A 15608-nucleotide genomic window follows, 5' to 3' on the forward strand; every position below is an offset into this window, starting at 1 on the left:
TCATCGTCCTTGTGATTCAGAGACGCTCAAGCTCGACTAGCTTGTCGCCAAGGCCCAAGTCATCACGGGCCAATAATTCGGTATTTGGGGAACTGTTCCAGAAGCCATCGCCCTGACGTAGCGCCAGACGCAACCAACGCTCTTGCTCGGCCAGTTGCAGATACCCTGTTTGCCGGGCCCCGAGTAGTTGCCGATAAACGAACTCCACCGGTTCAGGCATCGATAGTACCGTCTGATAATCCAGAGCGAATCGTCCGGCCAGCACTTTCAAACGGTGCTCATCCATCTGAGCCTGGCGCTTGAAGCTCAGGTGCAACCAGCCAGGCTCCTGAATCTCTGCGTCCGGGTCAGGTCGGGGATTAGCCAGATGGCGCCAGCCCAGCTCGTTGCGCCAGGCCATATCGGTGAGCGGCCCCATGAACCGCAACAGCTCCGTTTCATCGAGGCTGTTCAACAGCGGCTCCAGCCAGCGCGGGTCGAAAAAACGCATCAGTTGGACAGGCGTGTCATCGGTGCTGATGGTCAGCAGGCTGCGCCAATGTTCAACGGCCCTCTCAAAGGATTGCTCATCCTGCAGATAGACAACACATCCGGCATCGGCCCGCTCCAACAGCCTGCTGACGTGCTCCATGGAAGCGCCAGGTGTCGGGCACAGTAACGCGAAAGGCCCGGCAGCTTGCAGACCGGCATAAGGAGTATCGTCGAAGAGCGGTATACAACGTTCGACGCCATAGCCAGTGAGCTGATCGACATAAGCTGGTAAATCCGGATCAAAACTGGCATCCAGAATCACACACAGGACGCCCAGTGCTTCAGGCGCCTGAAAGGGCGAGGAGATGGACTTGATCATGCCGTCTTACCTGGATGGTGGATTGGGCAATGACCTGATGCGTCGAGCTGACAACCAGGAATAGGTAAAAGAGCACCTGCCACCGCCTGCTGTTGGTAAAACGGAAGGCTGGGAAGCGGCAATGCTGATGGCGCCGTCAACCCTTCAAGCATCCCAGGCAACACGGGAGCGGCGGCGGTTCCCGCAGCAGGTGCGCCCCCTATTTGAATCTCGGTACTGCTGAAAATACCGCCAGGGCCAATCACGATGTGCTGACCGCCGCCTTTCAAGGTGATGCTGGCCCCTGCATCTAGGATCAGATGAGCACCAGCCTTGAGGTGGACTTGTTGACCCGCCTCAATCACCACTGTTTGCCCTACACGGGTATGGCTGCTACTAGCAACCTGCAAATAGTCATTGGCTTTGAGGTCGACTTTGCGGTCAGCGGTGACGGTACGCTGCTCTTCAGCTTCCAGCACCGCAATGCTGTTGCCCTTGATGGTTTCCCGGCGTTCGTTACCCACTTCCAGCCGACTGTCATGTTCGACCTTCTGCTCCATGTCACGCTGAGCACGCAGGTAGATCAGCTCCTGACCGCTGCGGTCTTCAATCGACAGTTCGTTGTAACCGCCACTCGCGGGCGAGCTGTGGCTACGCAGGACCGTTTTGGTTTTGTTCGCGGGTAACGGGTACGGCACAGGTGTGACCTTGTTAGGCACGCACCCGGTAATCAATGGATTGTCGGGATTACCTTCCAAGTAGGTCACCACCACTTCCATGCCGATACGCGGGATGGTCACCGCACCGAAACTGTCCCCGGCCCAGCTGGAGGATACCCGTAGCCAGCAACTGCTCTTGTCGCTGCCAAGTTCGGCGCGGTCCCAATGGAACTCGACCTTAACCCGCCCGTACTCATCGCAAAAGATTTCTTCCCCCGCTGGGCCGGTGACCCGGGCTGTCTGGCTGACTAACACCGATTTACGTGTGACCAATGGTGGACGGTAGAACACGTCCCAGGGAATCGCGCTGAAGCTGTTGCGGTAACCTTGGGTAAACCCGTCTTCGGGTTTAACGTCGCTGGTGATTGATTCCTCCAGTGACTGAGGTTGCTTGCCCGAATGCGTGACGCTCAGCAACAGCCACAACGCGTTACACGTTTTGCGTGGGTGCTCGGTCAGAGTAAAGAAGTGACCACTGCGCAGAATCGGCTGGTCGCTTTCACCCTCGGCCAACTGGTAGTCGCTACGGTGCCGCTCCAGGGTCTGCCGCGCCAACTGTTTGCCGAGCTTTTCATTTTCGATCAGCAGCGGATAGCGATAATCCTCAAGTGCAGGACTGAACTCGGCAGTGAATTGACTTTCTAGCAGCTGGCTTGGACGTTTTAAATCATAACCCCGGCGTGTGGCCGTGCTAGTACGAGTGCTGAAGCGCATGGAGAACTGGCTGACGACCACGTGATCCGCCGCGAGGCCAGAGCCTTGCTGATACGGTGTATCCCCCAGCTTGGGGAAATAGGTCTGATCGTCAGTGAAGACGAGCTGGTGGCCATCCTGGTTGTGTTGGTGGTGCCACGAAATCCCGTCTTCACTGCATAACCGCTGGATGAACTCAAAGTCGTTTTCACCGTATTGAGTGCAGTATTCGCGCTCGGGGCTGGTGCTGATATGAAAGGTATACGCATCGGCATGGATGCCGTGTCCGTTGAGTACCTGGGCGATGATTTGCGGCACCGTCAGGTGCTGGAAGATCCGCTCGTTATGGCTGAACTGCAAATAGTGCAATGCGGGCACCAAAGTTAGCTGGTAACGGGTCAAGCGTTTACCGGCCTCACCAACGAACACATCTTCAATACGCCCATGAATACCTTCGCCATTCAGGCCGAACTGAAGGAAAGCCGGCTGACTGAGCAGACTCTCAAGATCGAAATCAGGGGACTCGCTGACGAGTTCAACCTGGATCGCGTACAAGGTGCTGATAGCTTCAGTGCCGTGAAAGGCCAGCACCTTAAAATCGTTGCGTACAGAGGGGATCTGTAACGCGAAGTGCGCAGCATTGGCCGGCGCGAACATACGCTTATCCTTAAGCTGAGAGAGGGGTAAAAACGCATTACTCAGGCCATACCTAGCCTGAACGAGCTTAAATTTTCGAGCACACGCTAACAAGGCGGCAAAAAAATTGATGTAGGAAACGTCCTAAAATGCGTCCGAATTTTCGTATGTTCAGAAAGTTTCTTCGGCGAATGACAGAGACAGTGAAAATGATGCCGAGTTCATTTTTCAATACGCGCATGAGATTTACTCGCCCTGACGGATCATCTGGGCAGTACATTGCTACGAGGGACTATGGCGACGAAGAACTACCCCCACGTCCAGCCGTATGTAGACAATTTAGTATGTGAATCGAGAAAATTCGGTGAACCTTCATTCAAGGTGAATACTCAAAAAATTCACACCACCAACTACGGACATAGTCATGGTTAGTAAAACAGCAAAAGGGGCTCAAGAAATCCTGATGAATGATTTTCAGACACTCGTCAGCGACACGGAACGGTTGCTGGAACACACAGCAACATTGGCGGGAGATCAGGCTGACGAATTGCGCGAGCAGATCCACGACAGTCTGCTGCGGGCGCGCGAAACCCTGAAACTGACCGAAGACTCCCTGCGTGAACGCGGCAAGGCAGCCGTCACCGCCACCGAAGACTATGTCCAGGCCAATCCATGGCAATCGGTCGGTATCGCGGCCGGTGTGGGTTTCCTGATTGGTCTTTTGGCCACTCGGCGCTGATCATGGCGATCGGCGAATCCGGGTCGTCCGCGACAGGCCCAAGCTCCTCACCGCGGCGCCTGGGTGCCGCTTTCCTTGGACTGCTGCACAGCCATGTCGAATTGTTCGGCATCGAATTGCAGGAACAAAAAGCCCGAACCGTAAGCCTTTTGCTCTTTGCGGGCCTGGCGCTGGTGTTTGCCTTGCTGTTGCTGGTGGGGTTGTCGACGCTCGTGATGATCCTGTTTTGGGACACCTATCGCCTACCCGCCATCATTGGGCTTTGCGTGTTCTATATCCTCGCCTGCATTTTCTGCGGGATGCGTCTGAGGGCGGCGATTTTCGATGAGTCCTCGCCCTTCCATGGGACCCTGGAAGAACTGGCCAACGATCGGGAGCGTCTGTTGCCATGAGCCTGCCTGAACTGCCACACAACAGCTCGCGCACGGAAATGCGCAAGGCGTTGATTCGACTGCGCATGGAAATGCATCGCCAGGAAATTCGCCAGGAATCCGCTCAACTGCTGCAACCCTTGCTACGGGTACGCGGAATGACACAAAACCTTCAGGGCGGATTCGGCATCAAGCATGCCCCGCTCTGGGGCGTGGCTGCCGTAACCTTGCTGGGTTTTCTGACCGGCAAGGGTGCCAAGAGTGGCGGCGTAAGCAGCCTGACGCGACTGCTACGCCTGGGCACCACACTGGGCCCCTTGATCAAGTTGGTAATGCAAGGATCATCAGGTAAACACTAGAGTTGTCATAGAGGGCGCGAGCTCGGCATTCAAGCGCCTTTAAGGATTACAATGTATGAATAGAGGTAGCAAGAGATCCCCCTAAAAAACCGGGCCAACTTAGCGAACCTTGCAATGGCACGCTACTACAAAAAATATAAAGCTATATCAATGATATATTTTTGCAGTATAAACTGCCACATCAAGCCTAGAGGTTGAGCTTGTCAGGTGGCTAAGCAAATCATTAAAAAACTCAGTAAGGTATTTTGAATCCATTCCTGGGCGCATCTCAAACGCGCCTACTCCTGGCAGCACCTCATGATAGCCTTGTAAGTTATAGTTAAGTGACCCTGGATATAAGACATAAGCGCCAAAACTCCTTTTTATGGCATCTCTATAAGCATGCATTTTTAAAAGATCATCACGCTTATATGTTTTTTGATTAGAACTATTCTTTGCCCCCTCGGCATACTCGTTATAACCAGTATCCTCAGACACAAAAGCATCACGGCTAAATATTTTTTCATATGCATCGACACGATATTTTGCGTCAAAATGAAGTCGAACCATTGTGCCATTAGACTCCGACTCATTTTCGCTTTCATTTACAGGCCAAAAACTCAGCGAGTAATCTGGCCTCATCGTTCTACTCCAAGAGCCTGAAGCGATAGGTGAGTCTGTATACGGAAAACTACGATTATAATCAAAGCGCACCAACAAAGACTTTCCCCCAAACACAGCAAAGCCTTTAAAGGATATATTCCTCCCTTGCTTTAGCCTGAGAGAAAGCTTGTCTTTACTAATCTCAAAGATATTTAAAAAAATCTCATCCCCAAACGAGCAAAACTTTTTAAGATGAGATACTAATTCAAAAAACACCCAATACTCATACAAAAGAGCGACATTTTTCTGTCCCGCATGAAAAACATCCATACCTGAAGACCAAGAAAGCTGCATAGCAAGATCAAATCGAAGCCATACATTTAAAATCTCTCGATACCCTTCTCGTCGCTGCAATACCTGGCTAGAAAAGGGAATACTAAACATCTTGGAAACCCTTGCAAATAATCGATCGCCTAACGTAGTCTCTAGTTGCTTGATAAGAATCTTAACGTCAGCGGATATTCGAGAATATTGCTCACCCGCCAATCCCGAAATTCCTCGATCGATCGAGGACAAATAACTTAAGAAACTTTCCAAAACAAACTTAACGAACTGATTTTCTGGCGTATCTTGCGACAACACCCCCGATGAATAAGTCAAAGCGTCAGGTAGCGAATTAACATATTTTTTAGCAGGGTGATTATCCGCCACACCAGTCCGCCTAACTGCCGACGCTATTTCTCGCAAACTTTTTGATGTAGGCTTAACACCCTGCCGTATATTCCTAAAAACTTTTTCTTTTTTCAAAACCTCATTTGGCCTTGAAATAACAAAAGACAGGGCATCTTTGAAACGCTTTGAGGCCAACGTTCCTTTCAAAAAAAGTATCTTTTGATAACAACTACTACTTGAATAATCATCTACATGTTTTTGCTTAAATGTAGTTGGGGAGCGAATATCAAATAGAAGCTCTATTGAATGATTAGCGATTGAATCAGCCATCTCTCGAAAATCATCTCTGTATCCGATTTTTCTAGACCGGACCTCCAGTGCAATAGACGAAAGCAAATCCCCAGCAGGAGAAATCAACTCCAATCCTAGTCGTCCGACATAACTCCCGGTATCAATTACTCCACACCCAATCAGGTTTGGAATTTGGCTAGCTTTTAATCCGACAACACCGCACGCGGTTCTGACTGTACAACCGGGCATACGAGATATCAGTTGATACTCATATTGAGCGGCTTCGTAAATCTGAACGGGCTCTTCAAAATACTGATCCGCATCGATAGAGTTAACTTCTACAATGCCATCAATTAAATTTGATGGAGCAAAGATGCTTATATGCCCTAAAACCGTCCCAGCAAAATCTTTAAATTCAAGAACCGCACTATTAGCCATGAATTTTTACTCAAGAAAACTAGTAAATCCATCTTTCAATCGACCCTGCATCCGAGAAACTTTTTCTCCAGACAATTTCAAGCCTGAAGCAACACAAAGCTCTTCAAGGGCATCAAGTACGGGTCGCAGACGTCTTTCAGAACCATGAAGCTTCGGCATTAATTTTTGAACCATCTGGGCATCAAATGAATCCTTTACATCCCATCCACGGCCCACCAATTGAGCATGAAAATATGTAAACCGTATAACTTCAATGGCGGTACGGAATCCGAATTCTGCTCCAATTGGCTTTAGCAATCGAAACCCTTGCAACAACATTTCTGTAATTTGCTGTTGAACGATTGAACCATCAGCAATATCACTGGGCAAATTTATCAAATCTATATCTGCAATTTTGGCAGATTCTACAATCGCTGACTGATATTGCATACCTAGCCCAACAATCGATTGCATATCTATTCTAGACGGCGCACTAAGAAAATCTTTTAAATCAGACTCCTCAACTGTAAACTCGATTACATTCGCTCGATCAAGTACTTTTGGCGAAAACATATAGGTTGTTTCATCAACATTAACCGTCCCTATAATGAACAGATTTTTGGGAAGCTCAATAGATGGAGGAACCCCATCAATCGCATCTTCAGCAGTATGCAGATTAATTTCGCAGTCAGACTCCATAGCAGATAGAAAGTCTGAAAAATAGCGTTCAACATGAGACAAGTTCATTTCGTCGAGAATTAAAAAATAAGGTCTGGACGGATCGTCTTCTGCCTTAATGACAATATCTAGGATTCCGGAAACTGGTTTAACAAACCGATTGGGATCAAGTGCATCTCTATATCCAAAAACACTTTCAGTACCATTCCAGTCTGCACCAACCGATACGACCTTAAGCTGCTCATCAAACTCCTTGATCCACTCAGCAAAAGCTATCGCCAACTTAGTTTTACCACTTCCGGAGAGGCCAGCCAAAATAACAAAACGCTTGACTAGTAAAGAAGCAACGAAACGAGACAAAATTCCTTCCGGGACCTTCATCCCTGAGTTGCTTAGCGCACTTGAGCATAAGGTTATCAAAGAAGTATCGAGAACAGCGGACACAGCCTGGCTAACTGGGTTGGGTGCTGACGCTGAAACAACACTTGCCACCACTCCAGGAGCTGTTATTTTATTGATCAGCTGACTATGGGAATTAAAATCCGGGATATTATCTCTGATCTTTTCTACAAAAGCACAGTTCTGTGAATACAAAAAAACCAAGGGAACGACAACATTTTCGTCATCTACCTGAATGAATCCTAGCACCCCATCAAAGATGGTCCCTCGCTCTTCTCCGCTGACAAACTTCCGAACGGTAGTAGTAAAGCTAGATCTCGCCGCATCTATTGTTTCATCCCGAGTTTTCCCCTCAGATGAAATATTAATAAATGCTACGCCTAAGGGTGTATGTTGATTGCGTAGATTCCCTTGTGCCAACCTAGTATCTAGGTTGCTAATGCGCTTTTTTGCACCTGTTATATAAATACCTTCAGGTTCTAAATCCAGCATATCAGCAAGCAAATCTCTAATCCCAAGGTACTTAGAAGTACTGGTATTCGATATGCTGTTATAAGTCTCTAGAAGCTCTGAAAAAAGCGCATTAATTTTTGCAAGCATAACAGTCCCTTTAATTTACAAAAAAGTATTAGAGTGCTTTTGAAGCGAAACTAAAAATGCGTCTGAATAAACCACATTCGTGCATCTTCTTGCACGTTCCAAAAACCCTTCTGTGGCCCGTCTTGACAGTGGCTTTAAATCAAACTTCAAGAAAGAGGACAATTTGAGCGCTTCGCTCCGACTCGCCCACTTACTTACATCTGCCGAGTAAACACCGTCCGAATTTCCAAACGCAGCATTTGGCCATGCTTTCTTTCGGTCCAGAGGCGCAGATCGAACCTCTATGGCTTCATGCTTAATAATATTTCCGCCAACCCACTCGGAGACTTTTGTTGAAACTGCGTTGCCTATTAAGCGCCACCGAAAACTCGCCCTACCTTCAGTTCCATGCGCAGAAAAGTCAGTCCACCCCTCAGGAAAACCCTGCAATCTTTCCGCGTCTTTAATATCTAGGGTCCCTACATAATCATCAGATGGAAACCATACTGCGGGGGGAGAGGCAATACCAAGAGTACTACCGCACTTTATAGGAGGCACCCCCTCCCGAACCCAACCTACACCCCTTAATCCTTCTGTCCAGTAAAAACCAAATGCATCCGCACCTTCAATAACTGAAGGCTTTCCATCCATATCAGGCTCAGGATAATTATCGGCAAAAAGAACATTCCAGGGTTTGGCACTCTTAGAGGCCAAAAGAACTACTCGGGCGCGACGCTGAGGAAGCCCAAAGCACCTGGCATCTACCACCCGATAAGCCCAGCTGTAACCCAGCCGCGCCAACTCAGACGTAACAAAGTTCATCGCTTGACCGCGATTCAATCGAAGCATGTAGGGTACATTTTCGATTAAAATCCACTCAGGTCTTTCTTTTAGCGGCCGCTTCTCAATTAAAGAAAAAAGTGTAGTAACGAGCCCAGACTTTGCTCCAGAAATACCTCTCTTCGCACCCGCCTGACTTAAGTCCTGACACGGAAACCCTGCGGTTACAATATCCGCGTCCGGCAAATTTTCCAACGTCAGAATATCGTCATGGACCTCAGCATCAGGAAAGTTTTTTCTGAGCACACTCCTGGCTAAAGGGTCTATCTCGCAAAACAAGCTTGTTTCAAAACCGTGCTTTGCCAGGCCAACCTCGATTCCCCCGATACCAGAGAACAAACTTACAGCCTTCATTTGATTACCTTAACTGATGGAGAGCAAGCACATATGCAAGTTTGGACGGTACTGCGTTGCCGATAAGCAACTGTAATTGTCTCCGCCCAAAATTCCCAAATTCAAAAAAATCTGGAAAAAATTGAATCCTTGCTGCCTCATGAGGAGTCAAGGTTCTTTCTTTAAGTGGATGAACAAACCTCCCCTGCCCTACCGAACCGAATCCGGTAGTGATTGTTTGGGACGGTTTATTCCAATGCATACGTCCATACACGGATGTATACGAGTGCTTTTTATCTCTATGGCAAGACGGGCGCTCTGAATTGGGCAAATCGTAGAGGCCATGCTCAAAAAGAAACTTAATTCTTCGTTTATTTTCTTGAGAGTGAACTGCTGACGTGTCAAAAATATCAGTTGCTGAAGTACCCAACAGGTCAGTTATCGCCCAAGCAACATCTCTAGACTGACTTTCATGGGACATATCTAACGATGAAAGATCGCTCTCTCCATCAAGAACAGCAACTAAGAAAAATCGTTTTCTAGCTTGAGGCACACCGAATTTCTCGGCCCTCATCAAGGTTTCATCTAAGCTATAACCTAATGCACTTAGTGCTTTTTTTGCATCTAGCAAGGATCCTAGACGATCATGCTTTATACCAGGAACATTTTCTATAACTAAAAACTTTGGACGAAACAATTCTGCAAATCTTGCAACCCTAAGAACCAGCTGATTCTTCGGATCATCTCTGCGCGTATGATTGTTAAGATCTGAGTGCCCTTGACATGGAGGGCCTGCAAAAACAAAATCAATTCTTCCAATTTTATCTATCAATGCTTTTTCTGCGCTAGTCACTTTAGCGCCCAAATCCCCATCAACATAGCTTTCGATTGGAAGACTTGAGGAAAAAGATGGAGAAATATTTTGCTGATACACCGAAAGAGCCGCCTCATTAATATCTGAGGCAAATACAAATTCCACTTCAGTTTCTAGTGCTCTAGCAGCTTCCCTCAACCCAACAGAAAGTCCTCCACAGCCGCAAAATAGGTCAGCAGCTCGAATCGTTTTATTATTGCTTGAATTTATAGCCACAGGTTTTGACTTCGACTGAAGCCACGCCAAGTCATACGAATCAGCTAAGTTTTCTGAAACGACCAACCCCGAGGGTAAAAATATATCAGAAACCCTCTCCTCACCTGAGCGCAGACTCACAGTTCTCCGAATGATCGACTGTTTTTTGATCAATTCAAACTGCTCAAATCCTCCGTTAGTAGGAAACGGAATTCCGCTCAAATGCAACTGCTGGTTCTCTATGACCTCGAAAAGCACTCTACGCCCCCCTGCTCAACGCAGATCTTTCTCATGTTTTTTACTGTGAGACAACTCTAGTGAGAATTGACCTCCCTTTTCGATATAACTTGCCGCTTGAGAAAGAAACCAATCCTTCAACGTCATACCATTCTTCGCTAATAGCGAATACAGCTCTCGCTTAATCGCGGGGTCTAGCTCGATAACCACTCGCCCACTCTGACCTACTGACATACCTACCTTCTTGCTAACCTAGCTGCACGTTATGTATGTAATGTAACATGGCGTGCTTCTATCAGATAGCTACTCAAAATTCGAAATAGCACCTTTTTCTGCTCACATGCCTAAAGATGGCACTCCGATCTCTAATTGGTGATCCACGCTCTACCTCAGCACAAGGAAGGGTGCTGCCAAGGGCAAGGACAACGGAAGCAACCGTGCGAGCTTGAGAGATCACAAAACACAACTGTATCAATATACAGCTTTACGGCATACAGCCGATGGTCGTCTATAAAGCCTCCCAGCGCAGCTTGGCAGACGCGGATCAATAGATCCTTACCAATACGAATGCCCCTGGCACTCGTATTTTAGAGACGCAATTCAGTAAACTCGTCTTGAATGATCAGGCCCCGCTAGATTGCCTAGGTAAAAAACTTCAACCTGGTTTGCGCAGAATTTATCCGTAGCCTGAATATTTGCTCGATTTTTAAGGCACGAATTTTACAGATGGGGGGACAAATCTTAAGCACCCGTAGAAACCCTAGTAAATGCTGGGGAAATCTGCAAAACAACGCCGGCCAAAAGCCGAGCTAACCTAAAACCGATTAGCTAGAGCAGGAGGGGTTATCGGCAGATCCCAACGTTAGAAAGGTATTTGATCGAGTCCTCCAGATCAGAGTGAACATCATCGGCTCGGTCGAGCTCGCCTCAGAGCATCACAAAGGGACACGGTATTCCAAAAAGTATTCCAAGAAAAAAATACAATCATAAAAATCGTTATAAATCAGCTATTTACAGATTCAATTCAGATCACCCCGGCCCACCAACTCTCAACGACAAAGCCCGCCCCGTGCGGGCTTTGTCGTATCTGGGCATCTGATTCAAGCCAGTTTTTACGGTTTCCCAGCAACGCTTGCGCGGTGTTCTGTCGATCACACCTCAGCACAGTTTCAATAGCTCATCACCGACTCACTAGTGCAGCTTAGGTGCCAGGTTGGACGGGGGTGCGGCGCCGGATCTATGCTTCGGGGCACAGAGGCAATTACCCGAAGGACGCTCATGAATATCTGGCTCGGCGCCGTACTGGCGGCCCTCGTTTCACTGACTGCCCACGCTGCCACCACCGACAGCACGCCTAGGATCCAGCAGGTCGTCTACAAAAGCGGCCATGGCAGCGTGCAGTTCAAACAATCGATCAAGGGCTACAAGACGGCGCAGTACAGGCTCAATGCCAAGGCCGGGCAGCTCCTGACGGTGGACTTCAAGCCCTCCAACACCTCCGCCTACTTCAACATCACCGCCAAAGGCGCCGATTACGCGCTGTTCAACGGTTCGATGATGGGCAATCACTTTCTCGGCTCGTTACCCGCCGATGGCGAATACACGGTGCAGGTCTATCTCATGCGCAATGCCGCTCGGCGCAATGAAGCGGCCGACTACAACCTCTCGCTGATTATCGCCAACGGCGACGCTGTGGATAACCACGCGCCCTTTGACCAGAACCTGGCGTTGCAGGGCATCCACTTTCATGTGCAGGCGACTACTGTCGACGGCAAACCCACGTTGCGCATCGAACCCAAGGGGCTGGAAATCGATAACTCGGCGATGACCCGACCGCTTAACGGCGAGATCGTCCGTGCCGAAGTCGCCGACCTCAATAACGACGGCTCACCTGAGATCTACGTTTTTACGCGCGCCTCCGGTCGTGGCATGCCGGGAGAATTGATTGCCTACTCGGCCAACCATAAAAAATCCCTGAGCGATATTTACCTGCCGCCAGTCAGCGACAATCCGAATACCGCCGAGGGGTATCAGGGAGAGGATTCATTTTCTGTGGTGGAGAACTGGCTGGTACGGCGGTTTCCGCTCTACGACAGCGCCGACGCCAACGCGGGCCGGACAGGAAAAATGCGCCAGGTTCAGTACACGTTGGACGCTGGCGAGGCGGGCTGGATTTTACGGGAAGATAAAGTTACCGAGCGCTGACAGGCATACGGGAAGGTTCTTACACGCAACCTCGCTTCCTACATTTCGCATCCTAGGAAATTTCCCTCAATACGCGTCGACTTTCATGAACTGGTGAACAGGTTTTCAGGGGATTACCCTCCACGATTGCTGCCATCCAGCGGACGGTTTGACAGCCGCAACCGCAGAGATTGTTCATTCCACGGAGCTACGTCATGAAAAAAATCACCCGACTTACGCTTGTTGGACCGGTATCTGCCGAGGCGCAAACAGCCGGCCTGAAACCGCAACCCAACGCCACCAGTTCGAACCGATGCAATCCCCGCCGCACCATCCCCCTCAAGCAGATGCTCAGCGTACGTGACGACGTCGACACGACAACCCTGCTGGCGCATGCCAGTGACCTCCTTGAGTCCCTTGCGGTCATCAGCGCCAACTTTGCTGATGAGTTCGACGGTTCCCAGCGCCATGTTGCGGTGGCTATAAAGCAACTGAGTGCATTGGCCGAAATCGTGATCTGTCGGGTGCGGGACAATCTTGATCCCCATCGATCGTGCGCCACCCCCGACCCTGAAGTTCGCCACTGACGGGCAAAACCGGCACCGGCCGGCCTCGTTGTCGACCTGTGTTTTATTGACCGGTGGAACGACATCGAGACAGCGCCTCGAGATGAATTTTTCTTCACTGCTGCCGCTGCGCCAAACCGGTACAGTCCACTCGCTCATTCAAGAAACTACGGTTCGCCCGCACTCTCCCGCGGGCTTTTTTTTGCCTGGCGTTTACGCTCCCTTTGCCACCATCGCTTGCCGTATTCCAGGTTATTGCGCGAACCTGCCAGCAGACTTCTCGCCAACCGGAGCTCCCGATGTCGCTGCTGACCTTGCCCTGCCAACGCCTGACGCTGGCCATCCTTGCCCCGGATCAGGCGGCATTGGAAAGTGATTTCTACCAGCGCAATCAACGCCATCTCGCGGCGTGGTCGCCGATCCGGACCACCGATTACTTTTCCACCGAACAGATTCGCCGCCGCCTCGACATTCAGGCCAGCGCGTTTGAAGCGGGACTGGCGATGCATTTCGCCCTGCTGACACCCGACGACCAGCAGATGATCGGTGCCTGCAATTTCAGCGGGATTATTCGCGGTGCGTTTCAGGCGTGTTATCTGGGTTATCACATCGACGAAGCGCATCAGGGCCAGGGCTTGATGCAGGAAGCGCTGGAGGCGGCCATCGCTTACATGTTCGAGACGCAGAACCTGCACCGAATCATGGCCAACTACATTCCTGGCAACGATCGCAGTGCACGCTTGCTGGAACGGCTGGGGTTTGAGCGTGAAGGCTACGCCAAGGCGTACCTGAACATAGCCGGACGCTGGCAGGATCATGTGCTGACGGCGTTGGTCAATCCGGCCTTCGAAGCGCCGGATCAGCGCTGGTCACGACGCCTGGCGTGAAATAAACGCTGACGTTCACAATTTGTTAAGCATTGGCGACGTATGCTCAGGTTTCCCGCCCCTTCCGGTTGCCTGAAACCCATGTCGCGTGCCGCCACTTCGCTGTTTCTGCTTGCCGCCCTGCTGTTTTTCTTCGCGCTGGGTAACCATCAATTGCAAGGCTCCACCGAGGCTCGCGTCGCGGGGATCGCCATGGAGATGCACCTGGACAATGACTGGGTAACCCCACGTCTGTTCGGCGAACCGTTTCTGGAAAAACCGCCCCTGAGTTTGTGGCTGGACGCTGGCGCCATGCGCGTGTTCGGTGTTTCGCCGTGGGCGGTGCGATTGGCGTCAGCGGTTGCCGGGTTGCTCAGCGTGATGTTGCTGTACGGCATGTTGCGTCGCTTCGAACGGCCAAAAATGGTCGCCTGGACGGCAGGAATTCTCCTGGCAACCATGGCCAGTTACTGGAGCAACGTGCGCGGCGTTGGCGAAGATGCCCTGCTCGCGCTCGGCGTGACCACGGCGTTGCTGGCGTTTTTCCAGGGGCAACGCGCATCGAGCGTAGGCAATTCGTTGCTGTTTATCGTCGGGATTGCCATCGCCACATTGAGTAAAGGCGTGCTCGGGCTGGCGATGCCGGGGGTAGTGATTTTCGCTTATCTGCTGGCCGACAACCTGATGGACAAGCGCTTGAAGGTCGGCGACTGGCTAAGGCCCGGGTTGCTCACGGTAATCGGGCTGATTCCGCTGCTGATCTGGCTGGCCGTACTCTATCAGCACAGCGGCGTGCAAGCGCTCAAGGAAGTGCTGCTGACCAACAGTGTCGGACGCTTCAGCGGATCGTTCGTCGAGGCCGGGCACTACGAACCGTTCTATTACTACCTGGCCAAACTGCCCGAAGCCTTCCTGCCGTGGAACATTCTGGTGTACCTGGGGCTGTGGCATGTGCGTAAAGAGCTGAAGGCCAATCGTTACCTGCTGTTTTTCAGCCTTTGGATCATCGTGCAATTCATCATGCTGAGCCTGGCATCGAGCAAGCGCACGGTGTACCTGATGTCGATGACACCGGCTGCTGCGGTGATTGCTGCGGAATACGCAGGCGTGCTGTTTGAGCGATTGAAACGGCACGAAACTGCCACCGGGTTCGTCGGAAAAATCGCCCGTCATCGTCAGACACTGGCAATGAGCATCCTCACGCTGGTGATCGTCAGTTACCTGGGCGCAGCGCAATGGGCACTCCCCCACGCTGATAAAAAACTCTCTTTCCTGCCGCTGACCGCACACATTCAGACGCTGCAGGCCGAAGGGCATCAGATCGCCCTGTTTCAGGCCAATGAACGTCTGGGTGGCGCTACCGTGTTCTACACCCAACGCGTGCTCAAGGGGCTGGATACCGATGCACAGTTGAGAGACTTCCTCGCCGCCTCTTCCTCCCACGTCGCCATAATGGCGGCAGACCGCGAACCCGCTGCGCCGTTGAAAGTGCTCAAGACGTTGATGGTCGCAAAGCAGGCGTACTACTTCGTCGGGTATTGAACTAGCG

At 50.5% G+C, this 15608-nt stretch carries 13 protein-coding genes; 7 read left to right on the plus strand and 6 right to left on the minus strand.

Going from position 1 to position 15608, the window contains the following annotated elements; all coding sequences use genetic code 11:
* Positions 1 to 16: 16 nt before the first annotated feature.
* Positions 17 to 850: a DUF4123 domain-containing protein gene (locus AACY11_RS05805; RefSeq protein WP_339494071.1), complete on the minus strand. Its 834-nt coding sequence runs from the start codon at positions 848 to 850 to the stop codon at positions 17 to 19.
* Positions 847 to 2898, minus strand: coding sequence for a type VI secretion system Vgr family protein (locus AACY11_RS05810; protein ID WP_339494072.1), 2052 nt, complete (start codon positions 2896 to 2898; stop codon positions 847 to 849). The genes AACY11_RS05805 and AACY11_RS05810 overlap by 4 nt, the downstream gene beginning before the upstream one ends.
* Positions 2899 to 3301: 403 nt before the next feature.
* On the opposite strand from AACY11_RS05810, the gene AACY11_RS05815 reads away from it, so the two are divergent.
* From AACY11_RS05815 to AACY11_RS05825, 3 genes are read left to right on the plus strand one after another with little or no spacing between them, the layout of a single operon-like run.
* Positions 3302 to 3616, plus strand: a complete 315-nt coding sequence (locus tag AACY11_RS05815) for a DUF883 family protein (RefSeq protein ID WP_339494073.1) — start codon at positions 3302 to 3304, stop codon at positions 3614 to 3616.
* A 2-nt stretch (positions 3617 to 3618) separates the two neighbouring features.
* Positions 3619 to 4008 (plus strand): phage holin family protein, encoded by a 390-nt coding sequence (locus AACY11_RS05820; protein ID WP_339494074.1) that lies wholly within the window; start codon positions 3619 to 3621, stop codon positions 4006 to 4008.
* Positions 4005 to 4346, plus strand: coding sequence for a hypothetical protein (locus tag AACY11_RS05825; RefSeq protein WP_339494076.1), 342 nt, complete (start codon positions 4005 to 4007; stop codon positions 4344 to 4346). The genes AACY11_RS05820 and AACY11_RS05825 overlap by 4 nt, the downstream gene beginning before the upstream one ends.
* Positions 4347 to 4493: 147 nt before the next feature.
* Here AACY11_RS05825 and AACY11_RS05830 read toward each other — a convergent pair whose 3' ends face one another.
* From AACY11_RS05830 to AACY11_RS05845, 4 genes are read right to left on the minus strand one after another with little or no spacing between them, the layout of a single operon-like run.
* Positions 4494 to 6329, minus strand: coding sequence for a DUF2357 domain-containing protein (locus AACY11_RS05830; RefSeq protein ID WP_339494077.1), 1836 nt, complete (start codon positions 6327 to 6329; stop codon positions 4494 to 4496).
* A gap of 6 nt (positions 6330 to 6335) precedes the next feature.
* Positions 6336 to 7985, minus strand: a complete 1650-nt coding sequence (locus tag AACY11_RS05835; RefSeq protein ID WP_339494079.1) for an McrB family protein — start codon at positions 7983 to 7985, stop codon at positions 6336 to 6338.
* 15 nt (positions 7986 to 8000) lie between these two features.
* On the minus strand, positions 8001 to 9158 hold the full coding sequence (locus AACY11_RS05840) for a DNA cytosine methyltransferase (RefSeq protein ID WP_339494080.1): 1158 nt from the start codon (positions 9156 to 9158) through the stop codon (positions 8001 to 8003).
* Between the two features lie 4 nt (positions 9159 to 9162).
* Positions 9163 to 10464 carry a DNA cytosine methyltransferase gene (locus AACY11_RS05845; RefSeq protein WP_339494081.1) on the minus strand — a complete coding sequence of 434 codons (1302 nt, stop codon included), beginning with the start codon at positions 10462 to 10464 and terminating at the stop codon, positions 9163 to 9165.
* A 1257-nt stretch (positions 10465 to 11721) separates the two neighbouring features.
* Between AACY11_RS05845 and AACY11_RS05850 the strand changes: the two genes are divergently transcribed.
* The 4 genes from AACY11_RS05850 (at position 11722) to AACY11_RS05865 (ending at position 15601) form a co-directional block, all read left to right on the plus strand.
* The gene (locus AACY11_RS05850; protein ID WP_339494082.1) at positions 11722 to 12648 is read left to right on the plus strand and encodes a hypothetical protein; all 927 of its coding nucleotides are present in this window, start codon (positions 11722 to 11724) and stop codon (positions 12646 to 12648) included.
* 194 nt (positions 12649 to 12842) lie between these two features.
* Entirely contained in the window at positions 12843 to 13214 is a 372-nt protein-coding gene (locus tag AACY11_RS05855) for a DUF6124 family protein (RefSeq protein WP_339465462.1), read from the plus strand.
* A 278-nt stretch (positions 13215 to 13492) separates the two neighbouring features.
* On the plus strand, positions 13493 to 14080 hold the full coding sequence (gene rimJ, locus AACY11_RS05860; RefSeq protein ID WP_339434255.1) for a ribosomal protein S5-alanine N-acetyltransferase: 588 nt from the start codon (positions 13493 to 13495) through the stop codon (positions 14078 to 14080).
* An 81-nt stretch (positions 14081 to 14161) separates the two neighbouring features.
* Positions 14162 to 15601, plus strand: coding sequence for an ArnT family glycosyltransferase (locus AACY11_RS05865; protein ID WP_339494084.1), 1440 nt, complete (start codon positions 14162 to 14164; stop codon positions 15599 to 15601).
* The last annotated feature ends 7 nt before the right edge of the window (positions 15602 to 15608 follow it).

This window comes from Pseudomonas sp. RA_105y_Pfl2_P56 (assembly GCF_963970845.1).
GTDB lineage: Bacteria > Pseudomonadota > Gammaproteobacteria > Pseudomonadales > Pseudomonadaceae > Aquipseudomonas > Aquipseudomonas baetica_A.

What these genes read in the sequence shown, in the direction of transcription:
- AACY11_RS05805 (WP_339494071.1), bottom strand. Translation starts at nt 850, where the DNA reads ATGATCAAGTCCATCTCCTCGCCCTTTCAGGCGCCTGAAGCACTGGGC.
- AACY11_RS05810 (WP_339494072.1), bottom strand. Translation starts at nt 2,898, where the DNA reads ATGTTCGCGCCGGCCAATGCTGCGCACTTCGCGTTACAGATCCCCTCT.
- AACY11_RS05815 (WP_339494073.1), top strand. Translation starts at nt 3,302, where the DNA reads ATGGTTAGTAAAACAGCAAAAGGGGCTCAAGAAATCCTGATGAATGAT.
- AACY11_RS05820 (WP_339494074.1), top strand. Translation starts at nt 3,619, where the DNA reads ATGGCGATCGGCGAATCCGGGTCGTCCGCGACAGGCCCAAGCTCCTCA.
- AACY11_RS05825 (WP_339494076.1), top strand. Translation starts at nt 4,005, where the DNA reads ATGAGCCTGCCTGAACTGCCACACAACAGCTCGCGCACGGAAATGCGC.
- AACY11_RS05830 (WP_339494077.1), bottom strand. Translation starts at nt 6,329, where the DNA reads ATGGCTAATAGTGCGGTTCTTGAATTTAAAGATTTTGCTGGGACGGTT.
- AACY11_RS05835 (WP_339494079.1), bottom strand. Translation starts at nt 7,985, where the DNA reads ATGCTTGCAAAAATTAATGCGCTTTTTTCAGAGCTTCTAGAGACTTAT.
- AACY11_RS05840 (WP_339494080.1), bottom strand. Translation starts at nt 9,158, where the DNA reads ATGAAGGCTGTAAGTTTGTTCTCTGGTATCGGGGGAATCGAGGTTGGC.
- AACY11_RS05850 (WP_339494082.1), top strand. Translation starts at nt 11,722, where the DNA reads ATGAATATCTGGCTCGGCGCCGTACTGGCGGCCCTCGTTTCACTGACT.
- AACY11_RS05855 (WP_339465462.1), top strand. Translation starts at nt 12,843, where the DNA reads ATGAAAAAAATCACCCGACTTACGCTTGTTGGACCGGTATCTGCCGAG.
- rimJ (WP_339434255.1), top strand. Translation starts at nt 13,493, where the DNA reads ATGTCGCTGCTGACCTTGCCCTGCCAACGCCTGACGCTGGCCATCCTT.
- AACY11_RS05865 (WP_339494084.1), top strand. Translation starts at nt 14,162, where the DNA reads ATGTCGCGTGCCGCCACTTCGCTGTTTCTGCTTGCCGCCCTGCTGTTT.